The sequence below is a fragment of the Candidatus Aramenus sp. CH1 genome, assembly GCA_022678445.1.
Taxonomy (GTDB): domain Archaea; phylum Thermoproteota; class Thermoprotei_A; order Sulfolobales; family Sulfolobaceae; genus Aramenus.
The window spans coordinates 25347-40824 of sequence record JALBWU010000009.1; the positions used below are offsets into that span (position 1 = coordinate 25347).

Here is a 15478-nt window from a genome sequence, read left to right on the forward strand (position 1 = left end):
GAGACAACGCCCTCAAGATGGAATTTTTAAATAATCCCTCTCTCAGAGTTCTACTAATGGGTTCCGATTACGGCATCCCGGACATTATCTACATGGGGTCCTGCCCAAACTGCGGGAGAGACGTTTCCTCGAGGAGGCTTTACAGGGGTTCCCTTTGCGAGAACTGCGTGAGGGACGAGAGGGAATTTGGCTCACTCTTTGACTTAGTTGACTACTTAAAGAATTACGGAACGCTGAAGCAGTTAAGCGAATACAAGAATATCCTAGAGGAATACAGCAAGGTCTCAGACCTTTTCGCTAGGATTCTGGGATCTCCTCCTCTGGGACCTCAGAGGTCTTGGATAATCAGAGCGTTGAAGGGAGAAAGCTTTGCCATCATAGCCCCTCCTGGGCTAGGAAAGACTACCTTTGGAATCCTCATGTCCCTCTATTTCTTCACGAAGGGGATCAAGTCTCTGATGATCTTTCCCACGAAGACATTAGTGAAGCAAGTAGTAGAGAAGATCCAACAGATGAGCAAAGACTTCGAGAAGGTACCTAAGGTCTCCTATTACATTTCGGGAATGACAAGTTCCCAGAGGGAAGAACTCAACAAGGTACTGGAATCCTCAGACTTCGACATATTCATGTCAACCTCGAGGTACATAATAAATAACATCGATCACCTAAACACTTCCCAGTTCGGTTACGTATTTGTAGACGATGTTGACTCAGTCCTGAAGTCGAGCAAGAGCTCCGTTTCAGTTCTGAAGCTGATGGGGTTCACTGAGGATGACGTGAAAACTGTAAAGGAACTCCTTTGGAGGGCTAGGAGAGACGAATCGGCCTTTGGTGAAATAGAAAAACTGAGGGAGAAGAAGGTTGGGAACAAGGTGGCCATATTCTCCTCAGCAACCATAACAAAGAGCAACCCGGTTTTCTCCTCGCTCATGGGGTTCAGACCAGGCAGTGCGGTCATTTACCTACGTAACGTAATAGACTCCTACGTAAAGGGCGGAGACGTAGTTGACACAATTAGAAGGATCCTAAGAAAGCTTGGGCCCGGTGGCCTCGTCTTTGTGCCCGTAGATAAGGGAACTGCTTACGCAAAGCAACTGGCAGAGGAGCTAAATGGGGACTTGAGGGTGGACTTCATTTCGTCCTCTTCCACCTCCAAGCTAGACAAGTTCGTAAACGGAGAGATAGATGCTCTAATAGGCGTTGCAACGCACTACGGCATCCTCGTTAGAGGCATAGATATCCCGTGGAGGGTAAAGTACGCTGTCTTCACTGGAATACCCAAATTCCGGTTCAGGATAGGGGAGAACATACACCCCTTGGCAATGCTGAGGATGCTGAGCTTGATATCGCTGGTTACGAAGGACCAAGGAATAGCTAGCGTGCTTAGGCAGGTAAGAGCGAGGCTGAGGAACACGTCTCCTGCCGCCCTCAACGTGCTTGCGCAGAAGGTTAAGGAGGGACAAATTGACGACCAAGTTTTAGCTAAGGCATACAAGATCGTGAACGAAAATCTGAAAAAGAGAGACCTCCTGGAGAAGATAGCGGAAATAGGCGAGATATACGTCACGAGTGACGGTTTTATTTCGTCCCCTGACTACTTGACCTACATACAGGCTAGCGGAAGGACATCTAGGATATTTGGAGGAGAGCTTACGACCGGTCTCTCCGTCCTCCTAGTTGACGACGAAAAGCTATTTGAATTGCTGACCAGAAAGCTCTCGTTAGTCCTCGACGAGGTGAAGTGGGAGCCACTTGACGTCGTCAACTGGAAATTAGGAGAAGCAGACCTGGCGAAAATAGTGGAAAAGTTAAACAGTGAGAGGGAGAGGATCAAGAAAATAAGGGAAAGCGGAGCCCTATCCGCGAACATGGTAGAGAAGATAAAGACCACTCTCTTTATAGTCGAGTCGCCAAACAAGGCTAAGACCATCTCCAATTTCTTCTCAAGGCCTAGCGTAAGGGAGTTTAAGGGGTTGAGGGTTTACGAGACAGTGATAGGGAATAGAGTGCTGATGGTGACCGCAAGCGGTGGGCACGTATATGACTTAACTACAAAGGACATAGGGATCCACGGAGTCGAGGTGAGAGGAGATGGAGAGCCGTCTTTCGTAGCCTATTACAATACGATAAAGCGCTGTTCAAATGGCCACCAATTTACTGAGTACAAGGACGGCCGTTCCTGCCCCATATGCGGTAGCGAGAACGTCAGAGACAAGAAGGACGTAGTTAACGCGCTGAGGAACCTAGCGCTTGAAGCCGACGAGATATTCATAGGGACAGATCCAGATATAGAGGGGGAAAAGATAGCGTGGGACATATACCTTAACCTCAGACCGTATAACCCCAACATCCTGAGGGCGGAGTTCCACGAAGTGACGAGAAGGGCCATTACAGAGGCTTTGAACAACCCTAGGAAGTTCTCGCTCCCCCTTCTGCAGTCCCAGCTAGTGAGGAGAGTTGAGGACAGGTGGATAGGATTTAAGCTTTCCAAAAAGCTCCAGACAGAGTTTTGGAAGGAGGAGTGCAATAAACTAGGGAAGCCGTGTACGGAGAACAGGAACTTGAGCGCTGGGAGGGTTCAAACGCCAGTCCTCGGTTGGGTAATAGACAAGTATAACCAGTACAACAATACAAGGAGGAAGGTTTACGTAATACGGGCCTTCGACTCTATCTCGGTGTTGGTCACCCGCCAGTCCAAGATGAACAAGAACAGTAAGCTAATACTGACAATTGACCGCATAGAGGACGTCAAGGAAGAGTTCGGCCCCCTACCTCCTTACACCACAGACGCTTTACTCTCTGACTCCTCCAACTTTTACGGTATATCAGCGCAAGAGACCATGAGGATCGCGCAGGAACTCTTCGAGATGGGTCTTATAACTTACCACAGGACAGACAGCACCAGGATTTCGTCTGTTGGTATAAGCATTGCGGAGAGCTACTTAAAGCAAACTCTAGGAGAGAAATATAAGGAAGTCTTTAAGCCAAGGAGCTGGGGAGAGGGAGGAGCGCACGAGGCGATAAGGGTTACAAAGCCCCTGGACTCGGACCAGTTGAGGGCGATGATAGAGGAAGGAGAACTGGAGCTCCCAAGAAGGTTAACCGCAAACCACTACAAGATATACGACTTGATATTCAGGAGGTTTATAACGAGCCAGTTAGTTTCCTTAATAGTTGAAAAGGAAAGAGTGTACGTTAGCGTTAAGACCCATGACGGGACTGCGATGAACGTCGAGAACAACCCGGTAGAGAACATCTACAAGGTTTACTTGCCTTCCCAAGTGAAGTTTGAGAAGCTGTACTTGCCCATCAAGGGCACCAGTGAGCCCATAAGGCCGAAAATAAACTGCACACCGGGGAAGGATTGCGAGTTCGAAGTTGACATAAAGTATTCCTTCATGAAGAGCGACGTCCAGTTGTACACACAGGGAAGCCTTATTACCGAGATGAAGAACAGAAAAATAGGAAGACCTAGTACGTACGCCACAATAGTGTCAACCCTATTAAAAAGGAGGTACATATTTGAGAGCAGAAACACTAAGAGGCTTATTCCGTCAACCTTGGGCATAGACGTTCACGACTTTCTAGTTAAGAGGTTCCAGAAGTTCGTGTCAGAAGAGCGCACTAGGGACTTGCTTGAACGCATGGACTTAATTGAGGAGGGAAAGGAGGACTACAGACAAATATTAAAGCAATTATATGAGGAGATACAAGATATTGGGTGAAAATGTCATGCTAATTTCACTAACTTATTTGAAAATTAGGGAGATGTCAAGAAAGTATAACATTGAGAAGGCAAAGAAGCTCATAAAGGCGTCAAAAGAAAAGGGAGCAAAGCTTGTTATCTTGCCTTCTTTGTTCCCAGTAGGGAACTCCTTTGAGTTATATAACAACGAGAAGAAGATGCGCAGTATGGTAAGAAACTTGGCTGAGAAGATACCTGGGAGCTCAACTGACGTACTCGTAAAGTTGGCTATGGAAGGGGAAGTCCACCTAATAGCTGGCCCCCTTCTAGAGCAAGCTGGGCCCAAAATATTCCTGACAACGTTGGTTATCTCCCCAGATGGCGAAATAATAGGAAAATACAGGAAGGTAGTTGTGTCGGAGAAGGACATAAGACTTGGGATATCCGGCGGGAAAGAACCAATAAACGTCGTCTTAGATAACAAGTACGGCATTATATCCGAAGAGGACTTGATGTCTCCCGAGATCAACAAGCTACTATCGCTTGGTGGCGCGCAAGCAATAATAGGTACAATGAGGGCCCTTGGCAAAAAGCAGGACCTAGTTAAGAACCTTGCCATAGCGAGAAGCGTTGAAAATGGAATTCCATACCTCATTACCGGTGAACTAATAGAAAACGAGAACGGGGAGATAATAGGTTACTCACCTACCTTTATAGTAACACCGGACTCACTCATCTATAAGGAAGCTGAAGAGGAAGACTCAATTCTGTTGGCAGAGACATCAGTCATCACCCAAAGCGCCAAGGAAAGCGTAATAAGCAAGTTGGCAAATGTTGAGTCTGTGATAAATGTGCTATGCAAGAGCGTAAAAAAGTCAAGGAGTTTAGGCGAGAAGACGGTAATAAACAAAAACGAGGACTAAGGCGCCACGTATATAGCGGTTCTCCTGTTCTTAAATTGCTCCTTAACTATTCCCTGACTACTCAGTTCCTTCAGTATCCTTTTTGCCACGCTAACGGTGACGTTGGTTTTAGTGGCTAACTCGTACGGCGTTATTATCTTTTCCTTCTTTATTTCCTCTTGAACCTTCTTGATCATCTCGTTGGAGATCGTAATGTTCTTAGATATGACCTCGCTTCCGGTTTTTGACGTCTTCTTGCCCTGTGCCTTCTTCTGCTGTGCCTCCATTTCCTTCTTCATTCTCTTCTCAACGTTCGATATGGGCTTCTTTGTTGCTCCTCCCACGTAACTTCACCTAATAATCTTTTATGTAGTTAAAGAATATATATTTGTGACTGAGAACCTCATAGAGGACATCCTATCAAGGGTTTCAAGGTTCGCGTCAATTCTTGGAATCTCAAAGTCTGAGCTCAGAATTTACGCCACCCTCCTCCTCGAAGGCCAGATGACGGCAAGACAGATCTCGGACAAGCTGGAGATTTCGTACACAAAAGTCTACAGCATACTCACCAAGCTTGAAGAGAGGGGTTGGATAAGGAAGACAGGAAAGAAACCCTCTTACTACTACGCCATTCCGATAAGAGACTTGTGGGCAAACATAAAAAAACTCCTAGAGGAGAAAATAAACGAGTTCGAGAAGCAGTTCATCGAGCCCATCTCCGCAATGCTGTCGTCCTCGTCCTCCTACACTATAATGGTGATTCCGACGGTCGACTTGAAAAAGACCATTTTCGAGATACTCAACGAGAACAGCAAGAGGTATTACGTTGTGCTCTCTTACCCGGAACTCGTTACCAATGACGTTATCGAATTACTTTCCACAAAGGTTTTTAACTCAGAGGTGAGGTTGTTGGTGACCTCAAGTGTAAGCGTCACCAAAATTCCGCCCGAAAGCATTAAAAGGTCAGACAACATGTTTGGCAGCGGAATCATAACGGCCTCGTCCGTCCTCCTTATCGTTAAAAACAACGATAGGCTCTCCGGCATACTTTCAAACCACAAGTACTTTGTCGACATAGCCACCGTCTACTTCAACCACCTGTGGGAAAGTTCGTCAAAATAGCACCACGCAAAAATACTTAAAAGGATTATACTGGCAATTCCATAAAACGATCTTAGATGAAAATAATAACCGTTAAGCTACCAGAGCAATTTCTGGAAGCAATAGACGAGCTGGTCAACACTGGAAGGTATGAGTCCAGGAGCGAAGTAATAAGAGCTGCGATAGGAGAGTTTATTAGAAAAGAACTCTGGATTAAAGAGTAGTGCGTGATGACGGCTGGTATTTATGAACGGTGAATTAAGACACCAATGCTGACAAAGATAAGATTTTTTAAATGTGGGAGCCTTCAATGTAGCGTGGTACTTAACGAAGGAGACGTAGTGACCATATGGATCGACCCCAAGAGGGTTTTTCTGGCAAAGCTTGTAAAGGGCAAGAGGCTGGACACCGACAAGGGTTACATCCTACACGACGACATAATAGGCAAGGAATACGGTGACGTGTTAAAGCTCTCGAGGGCTACAGCGTACCTCCTTAGGCCTATTCTAGAGGACATTTACCTCGACTTAAGGAGGCCATCTCAAGTCTTGTACCCTAAAGACGTAGCTTACATGATTTACTCGTCGAGCGTGGAGCCCGGGAGCGTTGTAATAGAGGCGGGCACGGGGTCAGGGTTCCTGACCATTTCCCTGGCACACTTCTTGGGAAAGGAAGGGAAGGTAATAACTTACGACGTAAGGAGGGACATGCAGGAAACGGCAAAGTTTAACGCCAGCGTCCTAAATTTGCAGGACAGGATAGAGTTTAAGCTTAAGGATATAAGGGAGGGCTTTGACGAGAAGGGCGTAGACGCGGTGTTTTTAGACATGCCAAGCCCTTGGGAAGTTGTAGAGAAGGCCTATGAAGCCTTAAAGCCATCGGCGACTCTGATCGTTTTCGTTCCTACCGTAAATCAAGTGGAGAAGACTTACTTGGAAATGGAAAGGAAGGGGTTCGTGGAGATCCACGCAGAAGAGCTAATCCTGAGAGAGTACAAGGTCAAAGAGGGCGCCACTAGACCAAAGAACGTCGGTATTACCCACACTGGATACATAATAAGGGGAAGGAAATCAATAAAAACCTCATGAATTCTATCTATATAGTGGCTGGATTATGAGCGAGGCAAAGCTCAGCGTTTACGCTAGGCTGATCGTCAACTTTGAGAACGACATCAAGAACGTGAAATCTGAGGTAGCTACAGACGCGAAAAACCTCATAATGCTATCCCAGACTCTCTCCCAGCAGTTGTCGGCAATAGCAGAGGAGGCTTTAAAGGAGATCTCGAAGTCCATTGAGGACGAAAAAGCTACTGAAATAGACAAGATAAGGAAACAATACATGAACGAAAGGGAACAGAAACTGAGGCAAATAAAGACGTCGGCGGAGAAAAACCTCGAGAAGGCCATCTCTGAGGTAATATCTGCCCTAGGTGAAGCATTCAAATGAGTGTTCCAGCGCTGGCTTACTTGACGTCAATCTCGCGTAACTTTAAGGCAAAGACGCTGACTAAGGGAACGATAAACGAGATACTCTCGGAGTCAGACTGGAAAAATGCTGTAAACATTCTGAAGGAGAGGAACTACTTAGAGGAGACAAGTGACAACTTTGAGGAAATGGAGTTCTTAATAAAGAAAAATACGATCGAGAACCTCCTCCAACTGGGAAACCTCAGCATGTCAGTAAAGACCTCTCACGATATAGTCAACTTGTACTATTACGCTGTCACGTTAGACGAGTTTGAGAGCCTAATAGCGTCAGTGGAGAACGGAGTAGAACTTAGGTCAAGGTTTTTCCCAAAAGTCGTAGACGCAAAGCCCACAAACGTAAACGAGTTATTGAACGTAGTTAGGGATACGATTCACGGTAAGGCCCTTCAATACGCACTGGGCAAAAACCCAAAGAACTTGTCGCAGTTAAACTCTTATTTAGACTACTTCTTCATCTCGGAACTGACTAAGATAACAGAAGGGTTAAGAGGTGACTGGAAGTCCTTCGCTGACGGCATTTTGTGCGGATACAAGGACTACTACACGGTTAGCTTGGCTTTAAGGCAGAAGGTCCAAGAGGAGATTCACTGTAAGGTAAGCGTAGACACTATTAAGGACTTGATGAACGCTAGGTCCAACGAAGAGGCTTTGGACACCCTTAGGAGGTTACCTTACGCTAGGTCAATGGACTTCTCCAGCGTTTACACTGCACTTTCAACGTTACACAGAGTGGCTAGAGTCCAGGCCAGAAATGCCTCGCTGAACGCATTTATGGGCTCCCCCTTTACTCCAGTTACAGCTCTAGCAATAGCCGAGTTACTGAAGCTGGACATGGAAGACCTAATAACGATACTCAATGGACTCAAGCTAGGACTACCGCAAGAGAAAATAAAGGCAAAGTTGTCACTGGAGCTAGTCTGACAGAACAGATGCCCTCAATTCCTTAAATATTTTGTCGTCCACGATGTACTTGTTTTCTGCCTTTATGATTGTTACCTCCGGAAACCTTGGAGGTTCGGGCATTTCTTTTATTGGCTTTTCTTTGCCAAGGTATATCCACTTCAGCTTACCGTTTATCCTTTCCAACTTGTACCAGTACTTTCCTATGTAGAAATACCTCTTACCACCCTTGTTGACCACGTGGAAGGGCTTCAAGTAGACGTTATACTCCTTAATCTTTGAGTTATACTCGTACACAAGTTCCTTGAACCTCGTTATCACGTCGTCAAATTCTCTCTCATTCAATGCAACAAACATATGAAGGGATATACGCTTATTTTCAAAAGGTTTGAGAGTTATATATGTGGTATAACTATGAACTATAGAGAACTAGGTACTACTGGCATTAAGGTCTCTGAAATAGGATTGGGGTTGTGGAGCGTAGTCACTGACTGGTGGGGAAACCCATACAAGGGGGAAGACCTACTTAGAGAGTCCTTCAGTAAGGGGATTACCTTTTACGACACTGGAGACATTTACGGCGAAGGTAGGGCAGAGGAAATAATAGCGAAGGCTCTAGGTAATAAGAGGGACCAAATTGTAATCCTTACTAAGATAGGTTACGATTTCTACAATAAGGTTAACGGTAGAGCTGTCCACAACTTCTCAGTAGATTTCCTAGAGTTCGCCTTTTCCCAGTCGTTAAAAAGGTTGAACACAGATTACGTCGACGTTTTGATGATCCACAACCCAAAGATGGAGATCATAAGGAGAAAAGATGTCTTCGGCTTTCTCCTTTCCTTAAAAAACGAAGGAAAGGTTAGGGCAATAGGGGTAGCCTTAGGCCCAACGTTGGGATGGGGAGAGGAAGGGAAGGAGGCGATAAGGATGGGATACGAGGCTCTGGAGCACATATACAACTTGATCGAACAGTACCCTGGGAGAGAACTCCTAAACTACCGCATAGGCCACGTAACGAGAGTGCCTCACGCGTCGGACGCGTTACTGGAGAGGAGGTGGCCAATTACCTACGACAAGAGCCTCCACAGAAGCCTCAAGAAGATCGAGTGGATTAGGACTGCAGTGGAGAGAAGCCAGAACCTCCTGAAGTTCGCCGGGGAAAAGGGGATGACCCTCTCCCAACTGGCCTTGAAGTTCGTACTTTACAATAGGAACGTATCCACGGTCGTGCCCAATATAACGAACCTTGACGAACTGAACGAGTTCCTAAAGGTGGAGGAGCTACCGGATCTAAAGGAGGACGACATGAACTTCATTGAGGACTACTACAAAAAGTACTACAAAGACCTTAACGAGGAGAGCATAGAGGAGACCAAGATCTATAAGTGAGTGGTTCCCTATTTGTCTGTTCATTGACGTCCAGTGTAGTACTCTAAGAATTTCCTAAAAGCCCTGGCCCTATGCGAGTACTTATTTTTCTCATCCACGGTCATTTCAGCAAATGTCTTGTCACTTCCCTCAGGAGCAAATATAGGGTCGAAACCGAAGCCCTTCTCCCCTGAAGGCCTCTCGGTTATCCTTCCGTAGACTTTCCCGCTAAATGTCCTTACCTCCCTCTCATCGACGTAGCATATAACAGTCTCAAAGTACGCCTGTCTCTGCTTTACGCCGCTCATTAACCTTAAAATCCCATCTATGTCGAGGGTTTTCTTCACGAAGTTGGTGTAAGGACCAGGGAATCCCTTTAGCTCTTCGATGAAGAGCCCACTGTCGTCAACCACCAGTGGTACCCTATACATCTCGAAAAGGAGGAGGGCAGAGTAACGGGCCACATCCTCCAGCGAGTCGGTCTGTATCTCAATTTTCTGCGCGTTTAGCATCTCTAGCTTTACTCCGTATTCACCTGCGATGTGAGACATCTCCTCAAACTTGTGCGCGTTACTTGTTACTAGCCTTACTACGTCTTTCCTCAACATATCTTCCCCTCATCCTAATTTCCCTTACAGTATCGAGTACTTCCTTGTAATTTGGGATTTCGGTGGAGTAGCCTGTAACAAATCCCTCAAAGAGGTGATCCTTTGCTTCTGGGTGGACGCTCTCTAGCGACCTTAGCAGTACGTGAACGTCGGTCGCGAAGTCCTCTACGTCGTTCGTTCTCTTAGATAGGCCAAAGTCTATCACGAATAGCTCACCGTTGTCCTTTAAGATCAAGTTGTTGGTGGTCAGATCTCCGTGTGCGATGCCTGCCCTATGTAGTTTACCCGCGATCTGCCCTATCTTCTCCCCCAGCGCTCCGAGTCCTTCCTCGTCCAATTTCCCCTCATTTATGTAGTCCCTGATTACAGCGCCTTCCACAAACTCCATGACTATAGTAAAGTTAGCTAGATCCACGAACAGTACAGCTGGGGCGTTTATCCCGGCCTTCAAAACGCTGTAAATTGTCCTAGCTTCGTACATGGTCCTCTGCTCGTTGATCTCCCTGTCCAACTTAGGATCCCTATACGACTTCGATACCCTCTTCTTGAAAATAGCGTGTATGCCCAGGAAATAGCCTTCGTATATTACAGACTCCGCCCCCCTTTTAATTAGTCTTAAGCCCTCCAAGGTACGGGTACCTCGTCGATCCGCCATCTAGGCCTAATGTGGGAGTTCCCCACGTCCACGAAAACTCCGTGTTTTCCCGCTAGCAGTCCCGCATAGGCTATCATGGCGCCGTTATCACCTGCAAATGCCGGAGGCACAATCTTCACTTCTGCATCCCACTCCCTAGCTAAGTCCTCGAGCTTCTTCCTCAAACTCACGCTCGCTGCTACTCCACCTACTATCATGACCTCTCTTTTCCCAGTTAAAGCCATGGCTCTCTCAGTCGCCTCTAATAGCATGTCGAAGGCCACTTCCCTTATGCTGTAACACACGTCGTGGAGGTCGTATTTCCTTGCTGCCTTCAATGATGCAGTTAAAAGCCCAGAATACGACATATCTTGACCCTTCACTACGTAAGGCAACTCAATTAGCTTTCCCCCTTGATCCGCGCATATGTCTATAACGTGTTTGCCGTTTACTACGTAAGGTGGAGCAAGTCCTACTTCCCTGGAGAAGACGTCAATTAAGTTCCCTAAGGCTATGTCCAGCGTCTCTCCAAAGACCCTGAACCTACCCTCGTAGAACGTAGTTATTATAGTGTTACCTCCAGATAAATACAAAATTAAAGGGTCTTTCGCGCCAGTAGTCAAATACCCGATCTCTATATGCCCGATACCGTGGTTTACTGGGACTAGCTTTTTATCGAACTTGAGCGCCAAAGTCCTCGCCACTACTGCACCTACTCTCAACGCTGGGCCTATGCCTGGACCTAGAGCCACGGCAATGTAATCCACATCTTTTATAGAAACGCTCGCCTCTTTAAGAGCCTGACTTATGACATCTGCTGCGACAGTAGCGTGGTGCCTCGCTAGGTCTGTAGGCTTCATTCCGCCATTTTTCGGGATGTAAGTGTCCCTAACGTTTGAAAGTATGTACGGTCTCTCGTCAGTTACTATTCCAACCCCAAAAGTGTGGGCTGTGGATTCAATCCCAAGAACTAACATACCTTACTTTTTCCCCGTGACAAACTCTGTATACCCACACTTACCGCAGGCCCATCTCTCCCTGGGCTTCAAGTGGTGCCCCATTACACTTCCGCACCTTGGACATTTTTTGTTCTTCAGTTTGACCTTGCCGTCCACTATTTCGTAATAAGTCCTAACTGAGGCCTTAACCTTGTTTTTGCTCGCCACTCTGCTCACCACCTTGCTTCTTTCCTGTTCCTCTCTCTAATAAATGCTTTGGTTCATACTTTTCTAAATTTTCTTTTTTATCGTAAATATGAACCCTAGCCTCGCTTATGCCAGCCCCATATTTGGTGAAGATCTTCCTCACAACCACTAGTTCCTCCGGCTTACCTAAAAACTGAGCTATCGCCTTCCTTAGTTCTTCCCTAGATGGAGTTCCCACACCTATGTGGAAAAGTTTAATCGCGATCTCCCTTCTCTCAATTACCTTGTTAAAGGTATCCCTCTCAACAACGCCCTGTACCTTGTCCGAAACCTTAATCTGCTGAGTTTGACTCATATCGTCATTAATACAAAAATGATGGTTTTAAGAGTTACGCAAGTCGTTTATTATGTCTTCGGCAACTTTCTTCCCTGAGAGAACCATGGCGCCGAATATAGGCCCCATTCTGGGCAAGGACTTCACCTCACACACTGCCATCCCAGTAGTGTACAGCCCCTCGGCAACCTTACCAGCGTTCTTTACCACCAGCTCCTCTGCGACCTCGCTGTATGCCGATTTTTCCCCTGGGATCACGATACCTAACTCCGGGATTTTCCTCGACGCCACAGAGAGGATTTCCGCGTCATGTCCGGTCGCGTCTACTACTGCTTTAGCCGATACGAAGAGCGGATCCACGTGCAGCCCAGACATCTGCGTTGAGGTCCACTCTACTGCCACTCCGGCCACCCTTAACGGGTTGTCCCTGAAGATCACGTCGTCTACGTTTATTCCATGTATAACCTTCGCCCCAGCGTCTATAGCTGCAGCTCCAAGCTTTGCCATAAACTCGGCTGTGTCTACAATGAAAACTCCCTCCTCTGCTTCCACAAGCTTCACTTTCCACTCCCTCAGTAACTCGTCTGCGGGGCTCTCTATTACTATCTTGTGGAAGTTCATGGCGCCACCCCCTATCCCACCGCCGAAGCTTAACCTCCTCTCGAAAACCACCGTTTTCAGTCCGGCCTTAGCAGTGAAGTAGGCTGTAGCCAGGCCAGAAGGTCCTGCTCCAACCACTATAACGTCGCTATCCACTATGCTGTACCAATCCTCAAAAGTGTACTTAAGGATGTACCTGCTTATCTTCACTTCATCTACCTGCTTAATCCTAATGCTTTGCATAAGTACTAATCGCTATAAGCATCTTATAAACTAATTTAAATTGACTTTATTGTGACAATACATAATAATGCTGTGGCTCACTTTAATGCATGCCGTTTCAGATAAAGACTGGGATAGGAGGATTTAGATGCGACTGGTGCGGTAAGATTGTGAGGGAAAACCCTATAGTTGTGAAGACGTGTTGCAACAATAAACCGTGGACTTTTTGTAGTAGGGAGTGTTATTCTCAATGGACAAGGGAATGGATGAGAAGACAGGAACAGAGGACAGGGCAAAGAAAAAAGCAGTTGTTATAGGGATAACAGGGGCAAGCGGAATAGTATACGGATTAAGAGCAGTGGAGTCCCTCTCACTGATGGGCTACCCTGTGTATGCATTGATCACGAGGGGAGCGTTAAAGGTAGCAGAAAAGGAAAACTCCATGGACTTATTTAAGGAAGTATCCAAACACACTAGAAACGTATTCATGGAAGAGGAGATAGACGCCCCTACCTCAAGCTCTAGCTTCCTCGTGAACTCCAAGGGAATGGCAGTAATTCCCTGTAGTATTAGGACGCTAGCAGAGGTCGCCCACGGAATTGCCTCCAATTTAGTCACTAGAACCGCGATAAACTTCATAAGGATGAGAAAAAGACTAACCCTAGTCCTCAGGGAAACCCCACTTGGTCCTCTGGAACTAGAAAACGCCTTAAAACTTTCTAGGATGGGAGTTGTAATACTACCCGCTTCTCCCGGTTTTTACTCTAGGCCTAAGACTATTGACGACATGATAAACTTCGTAGTAGGCAAAACACTTGACTCCTTGAGGATAGAAAACGACTTGTACAAGAGGTGGTCTAGATGAAGTCTACGTCTTTCTTACCTAGCTTCTTTGATAGGAGCTCCTTAAGCTTGTTATCGTAGTCCTCCTCCCTCAATTCCCTCTCTATGTCGTCCTTACTGCCGTCCCTCTTGTTCACGGCGAAAGCACACTTATTGCCAGGCAGTAAGGCCCTCTTTTCACAATAGGCGTACTGACAGTCTCCGGTTATGCACGTGTCTCCTACCCACCTGCAGTATCCAGCTTTATAGGGGTTTCCCTTGACGTACTTTGTCTGGATCATTAATGCCCTCTTGTTACACCTAAAATATGGACATAAGTAGTTACATTTATCTCCCAATGGAAGGGGTTTTGGCTCGTCTTCCACGTATTGACCTCTATGCCTTGACTCTCTCTCGTTAAAATTACTTCTCACTACAAACCCCCAACGCTATTGTCTATAATCTACTTACATTTTCACCCATTTAAATATTATGTATCTTATGTTCCTAGTGTTTAAGTTAACTATGGCGAGAACCAGCTTTTTCCTGGTACTGTGGGAGACCCTGCCGAAGCTCATGAGCTCGTGGGCAAATAGCTTGGCGTTCTCGTCTAAGACTATTACCACGTATGGGGCATGCTCAATCCCCGGACCTAGGTTGTACACTGCGAAGTCGGCGCCGAACTTTATCCCGGACCTAACTACGAATCCCCTCTTCCTCAAATCCTCGTAGACCGCGTAGAGGATCTCGAACTTGTTAATGATGTTCTTTGCATAGTCATATAGCTCCTTATCGCTCAAGGATTTCCCATCGGAGTACACTTCGAGTAGGTTCTTCTTTGCTAGGTAAACCCCCTCTATTAAGGACAGCTCGAGGGGTCTCTCTAACTCTTCCTCCTTTTTAGGCTTGGACACGCCTATCGGCTTACCGTAAAAACCTCCGTTGTAGATCCCCTTAGCCTCTTGTGGATCCGGAACGACGATCCTATCGTAAAGGAGGTACCCCTTAGCCGGCATCACATCCTCCCAAAGGCTATGTAGGTAATGTCGTTCGCCACGTCCCTTATCAAGTCCTCGCTGTCCTCTAGTCTGTCTACAATGTCCTTCATAAGCATTACGTATATCAAGTCATCGTACTTGGCCTCGAACAGCTTCAGCTCTACGTTTCTATACAAGTCGTCTACCTCTTCCTCTAGCTTAAGCACGTTCCTGGAACTCTCCACCGACTTCTTCGCGTTAATGGACAAGCTCTTTATAGCCTCGATAAGGTGGGTCAAGGAAGCCAATATCTTCTCCGACATCACTACGGTGAACTTGTAGACTATCTCGTTGAGTTCCGTACCCCTCGCCAGTAGGACGCTCAGCCTATACGCGCTAGCATCTATGTTCTGCGATATCTTTTCCAGCCTATCGAGGATGGCAAAGTACAGGTCCTTGTCGTCTAGGCCCTCCTTGACCTTTACGATGTACTCGCCCAGCAGGTACTTCTCGTTTTCCACGCTGTTCTTTATCCCGTTTATCTTAGCGTAGGCCTGCATGGGGTTCCGAGTCTTGACTGTGAGGAACTCGTAGAATACCCTGATCTCGTCTATTAGCTTAAGCGTTATCTGTTGCATCTTTTCCTCCAAGGTCATGTGGGCGATACTCATTGTGTAAGAAAAGTAATAATGG

General features: G+C 46.5%; 21 protein-coding genes. 10 read left to right on the forward strand and 11 right to left on the reverse strand.

Features of this window, described 5'->3' with window-relative positions:
• Nucleotides 1-56 precede the first annotated feature (56 nt).
• Nucleotides 57-3725, forward strand: coding sequence for a reverse gyrase (rgy, locus tag MPF33_08550; protein ID MCI2415270.1), 3669 nt, complete (start codon nucleotides 57-59; stop codon nucleotides 3723-3725).
• A 7-nt stretch (nucleotides 3726-3732) separates the two neighbouring features.
• Nucleotides 3733-4608, forward strand: a complete 876-nt coding sequence (locus MPF33_08555) for a carbon-nitrogen hydrolase family protein (protein MCI2415271.1) — start codon at nucleotides 3733-3735, stop codon at nucleotides 4606-4608.
• On the opposite strand, the gene MPF33_08560 is transcribed toward MPF33_08555, so the two are convergent.
• Complete coding sequence (locus tag MPF33_08560; protein ID MCI2415272.1) at nucleotides 4605-4931, reverse strand: 30S ribosomal protein S25e; 327 nt, start codon at nucleotides 4929-4931, stop codon at nucleotides 4605-4607. The genes MPF33_08555 and MPF33_08560 overlap by 4 nt on opposite strands.
• 46 nt (nucleotides 4932-4977) lie before the next feature.
• On the opposite strand from MPF33_08560, the gene MPF33_08565 reads away from it, so the two are divergent.
• The 5 genes from MPF33_08565 to MPF33_08585 are packed head-to-tail and all read left to right on the forward strand — an operon-like array spanning nucleotide 4978 to nucleotide 8096.
• Nucleotides 4978-5709 (forward strand): BlaI/MecI/CopY family transcriptional regulator, encoded by a 732-nt coding sequence (locus MPF33_08565; GenBank protein ID MCI2415273.1) that lies wholly within the window; start codon nucleotides 4978-4980, stop codon nucleotides 5707-5709.
• A 56-nt stretch (nucleotides 5710-5765) separates the two neighbouring features.
• Nucleotides 5766-5912, forward strand: a complete 147-nt coding sequence (locus MPF33_08570) for a ribbon-helix-helix domain-containing protein (protein ID MCI2415274.1) — start codon at nucleotides 5766-5768, stop codon at nucleotides 5910-5912.
• Between the two features lie 45 nt (nucleotides 5913-5957).
• A complete protein-coding gene (locus tag MPF33_08575; GenBank protein ID MCI2415275.1) occupies nucleotides 5958-6776 on the forward strand; it encodes a tRNA (adenine-N1)-methyltransferase in 819 nt (272 codons plus the stop codon).
• Nucleotides 6777-6801: 25 nt separating this feature from the next.
• Nucleotides 6802-7134: a hypothetical protein gene (locus tag MPF33_08580; GenBank protein MCI2415276.1), complete on the forward strand. Its 333-nt coding sequence runs from the start codon at nucleotides 6802-6804 to the stop codon at nucleotides 7132-7134.
• On the forward strand, nucleotides 7131-8096 hold the full coding sequence (locus tag MPF33_08585) for a V-type ATPase subunit (GenBank protein MCI2415277.1): 966 nt from the start codon (nucleotides 7131-7133) through the stop codon (nucleotides 8094-8096). Before MPF33_08580 ends, MPF33_08585 begins: the two co-directional genes overlap by 4 nt.
• Here the strand turns inward: MPF33_08585 and MPF33_08590 are convergent.
• Nucleotides 8088-8432, reverse strand: coding sequence for a hypothetical protein (locus tag MPF33_08590; GenBank protein MCI2415278.1), 345 nt, complete (start codon nucleotides 8430-8432; stop codon nucleotides 8088-8090). The genes MPF33_08585 and MPF33_08590 overlap by 9 nt on opposite strands.
• Nucleotides 8433-8489: 57 nt before the next feature.
• On the opposite strand from MPF33_08590, the gene MPF33_08595 reads away from it, so the two are divergent.
• Nucleotides 8490-9464 (forward strand): aldo/keto reductase, encoded by a 975-nt coding sequence (locus tag MPF33_08595; protein ID MCI2415279.1) that lies wholly within the window; start codon nucleotides 8490-8492, stop codon nucleotides 9462-9464.
• A 20-nt stretch (nucleotides 9465-9484) separates the two neighbouring features.
• On the opposite strand, the gene MPF33_08600 is transcribed toward MPF33_08595, so the two are convergent.
• From MPF33_08600 to MPF33_08625, 6 genes are read right to left on the reverse strand one after another with little or no spacing between them, the layout of a single operon-like run.
• Nucleotides 9485-10051 (reverse strand): XTP/dITP diphosphatase, encoded by a 567-nt coding sequence (locus MPF33_08600; protein ID MCI2415280.1) that lies wholly within the window; start codon nucleotides 10049-10051, stop codon nucleotides 9485-9487.
• The gene (locus tag MPF33_08605) at nucleotides 10014-10706 is read right to left on the reverse strand and encodes a Kae1-associated kinase Bud32 (protein MCI2415281.1); all 693 of its coding nucleotides are present in this window, start codon (nucleotides 10704-10706) and stop codon (nucleotides 10014-10016) included. Before MPF33_08605 ends, MPF33_08600 begins: the two co-directional genes overlap by 38 nt.
• The gene (kae1, locus tag MPF33_08610; protein ID MCI2415282.1) at nucleotides 10667-11662 is read right to left on the reverse strand and encodes a N(6)-L-threonylcarbamoyladenine synthase Kae1; all 996 of its coding nucleotides are present in this window, start codon (nucleotides 11660-11662) and stop codon (nucleotides 10667-10669) included. The genes MPF33_08605 and kae1 overlap by 40 nt, the downstream gene beginning before the upstream one ends.
• 3 nt (nucleotides 11663-11665) lie before the next feature.
• A complete protein-coding gene (locus tag MPF33_08615; protein MCI2415283.1) occupies nucleotides 11666-11851 on the reverse strand; it encodes a 30S ribosomal protein S27ae in 186 nt (61 codons plus the stop codon).
• Nucleotides 11829-12185 carry a 30S ribosomal protein S24e gene (locus MPF33_08620; protein MCI2415284.1) on the reverse strand — a complete coding sequence of 119 codons (357 nt, stop codon included), beginning with the start codon at nucleotides 12183-12185 and terminating at the stop codon, nucleotides 11829-11831. The genes MPF33_08615 and MPF33_08620 overlap by 23 nt, the downstream gene beginning before the upstream one ends.
• Nucleotides 12186-12212: 27 nt before the next feature.
• Nucleotides 12213-13007, reverse strand: coding sequence for a sulfide-dependent adenosine diphosphate thiazole synthase (locus tag MPF33_08625; GenBank protein ID MCI2415285.1), 795 nt, complete (start codon nucleotides 13005-13007; stop codon nucleotides 12213-12215).
• Between the two features lie 89 nt (nucleotides 13008-13096).
• Between MPF33_08625 and MPF33_08630 the strand changes: the two genes are divergently transcribed.
• Both MPF33_08630 and MPF33_08635 read left to right on the forward strand, forming a co-directional pair.
• Nucleotides 13097-13303 (forward strand): TRASH domain-containing protein, encoded by a 207-nt coding sequence (locus MPF33_08630; protein MCI2415286.1) that lies wholly within the window; start codon nucleotides 13097-13099, stop codon nucleotides 13301-13303.
• Nucleotides 13237-13851 (forward strand): UbiX family flavin prenyltransferase, encoded by a 615-nt coding sequence (locus tag MPF33_08635; GenBank protein ID MCI2415287.1) that lies wholly within the window; start codon nucleotides 13237-13239, stop codon nucleotides 13849-13851. The genes MPF33_08630 and MPF33_08635 overlap by 67 nt, the downstream gene beginning before the upstream one ends.
• Here MPF33_08635 and MPF33_08640 read toward each other — a convergent pair.
• From MPF33_08640 to MPF33_08650, 3 genes are read right to left on the reverse strand one after another with little or no spacing between them, the layout of a single operon-like run.
• Nucleotides 13844-14242 (reverse strand): hypothetical protein, encoded by a 399-nt coding sequence (locus tag MPF33_08640; GenBank protein MCI2415288.1) that lies wholly within the window; start codon nucleotides 14240-14242, stop codon nucleotides 13844-13846. The two genes, MPF33_08635 and MPF33_08640, sit on opposite strands and share 8 nt — an antisense overlap.
• Nucleotides 14243-14275: 33 nt before the next feature.
• On the reverse strand, nucleotides 14276-14824 hold the full coding sequence (gene endA, locus MPF33_08645; protein ID MCI2415289.1) for a tRNA-intron lyase: 549 nt from the start codon (nucleotides 14822-14824) through the stop codon (nucleotides 14276-14278).
• Nucleotides 14824-15456: a DUF47 family protein gene (locus tag MPF33_08650; protein ID MCI2415290.1), complete on the reverse strand. Its 633-nt coding sequence runs from the start codon at nucleotides 15454-15456 to the stop codon at nucleotides 14824-14826. Before MPF33_08650 ends, endA begins: the two co-directional genes overlap by 1 nt.
• Nucleotides 15457-15478: the final 22 nt, after the last annotated feature.

Bases quoted from the DNA above. Each gene is read 5' to 3' on its own strand.
- rgy (MCI2415270.1), top strand. From the start codon at position 57: ATGGGTTCCGATTACGGCATCCCGGACATTATCTACATGGGGTCCTGC.
- MPF33_08555 (MCI2415271.1), top strand. From the start codon at position 3,733: ATGCTAATTTCACTAACTTATTTGAAAATTAGGGAGATGTCAAGAAAG.
- MPF33_08570 (MCI2415274.1), top strand. From the start codon at position 5,766: ATGAAAATAATAACCGTTAAGCTACCAGAGCAATTTCTGGAAGCAATA.
- MPF33_08575 (MCI2415275.1), top strand. From the start codon at position 5,958: ATGCTGACAAAGATAAGATTTTTTAAATGTGGGAGCCTTCAATGTAGC.
- MPF33_08580 (MCI2415276.1), top strand. From the start codon at position 6,802: ATGAGCGAGGCAAAGCTCAGCGTTTACGCTAGGCTGATCGTCAACTTT.
- MPF33_08585 (MCI2415277.1), top strand. From the start codon at position 7,131: ATGAGTGTTCCAGCGCTGGCTTACTTGACGTCAATCTCGCGTAACTTT.
- MPF33_08590 (MCI2415278.1), bottom strand. From the start codon at position 8,432: ATGTTTGTTGCATTGAATGAGAGAGAATTTGACGACGTGATAACGAGG.
- MPF33_08595 (MCI2415279.1), top strand. From the start codon at position 8,490: ATGAACTATAGAGAACTAGGTACTACTGGCATTAAGGTCTCTGAAATA.
- MPF33_08600 (MCI2415280.1), bottom strand. From the start codon at position 10,051: ATGTTGAGGAAAGACGTAGTAAGGCTAGTAACAAGTAACGCGCACAAG.
- MPF33_08605 (MCI2415281.1), bottom strand. From the start codon at position 10,706: ATGGCGGATCGACGAGGTACCCGTACCTTGGAGGGCTTAAGACTAATT.
- kae1 (MCI2415282.1), bottom strand. From the start codon at position 11,662: ATGTTAGTTCTTGGGATTGAATCCACAGCCCACACTTTTGGGGTTGGA.
- MPF33_08620 (MCI2415284.1), bottom strand. From the start codon at position 12,185: ATGAGTCAAACTCAGCAGATTAAGGTTTCGGACAAGGTACAGGGCGTT.
- MPF33_08625 (MCI2415285.1), bottom strand. From the start codon at position 13,007: ATGCAAAGCATTAGGATTAAGCAGGTAGATGAAGTGAAGATAAGCAGG.
- MPF33_08630 (MCI2415286.1), top strand. From the start codon at position 13,097: ATGCCGTTTCAGATAAAGACTGGGATAGGAGGATTTAGATGCGACTGG.
- MPF33_08635 (MCI2415287.1), top strand. From the start codon at position 13,237: ATGGACAAGGGAATGGATGAGAAGACAGGAACAGAGGACAGGGCAAAG.
- endA (MCI2415289.1), bottom strand. From the start codon at position 14,824: ATGCCGGCTAAGGGGTACCTCCTTTACGATAGGATCGTCGTTCCGGAT.
- MPF33_08650 (MCI2415290.1), bottom strand. From the start codon at position 15,456: ATGAGTATCGCCCACATGACCTTGGAGGAAAAGATGCAACAGATAACG.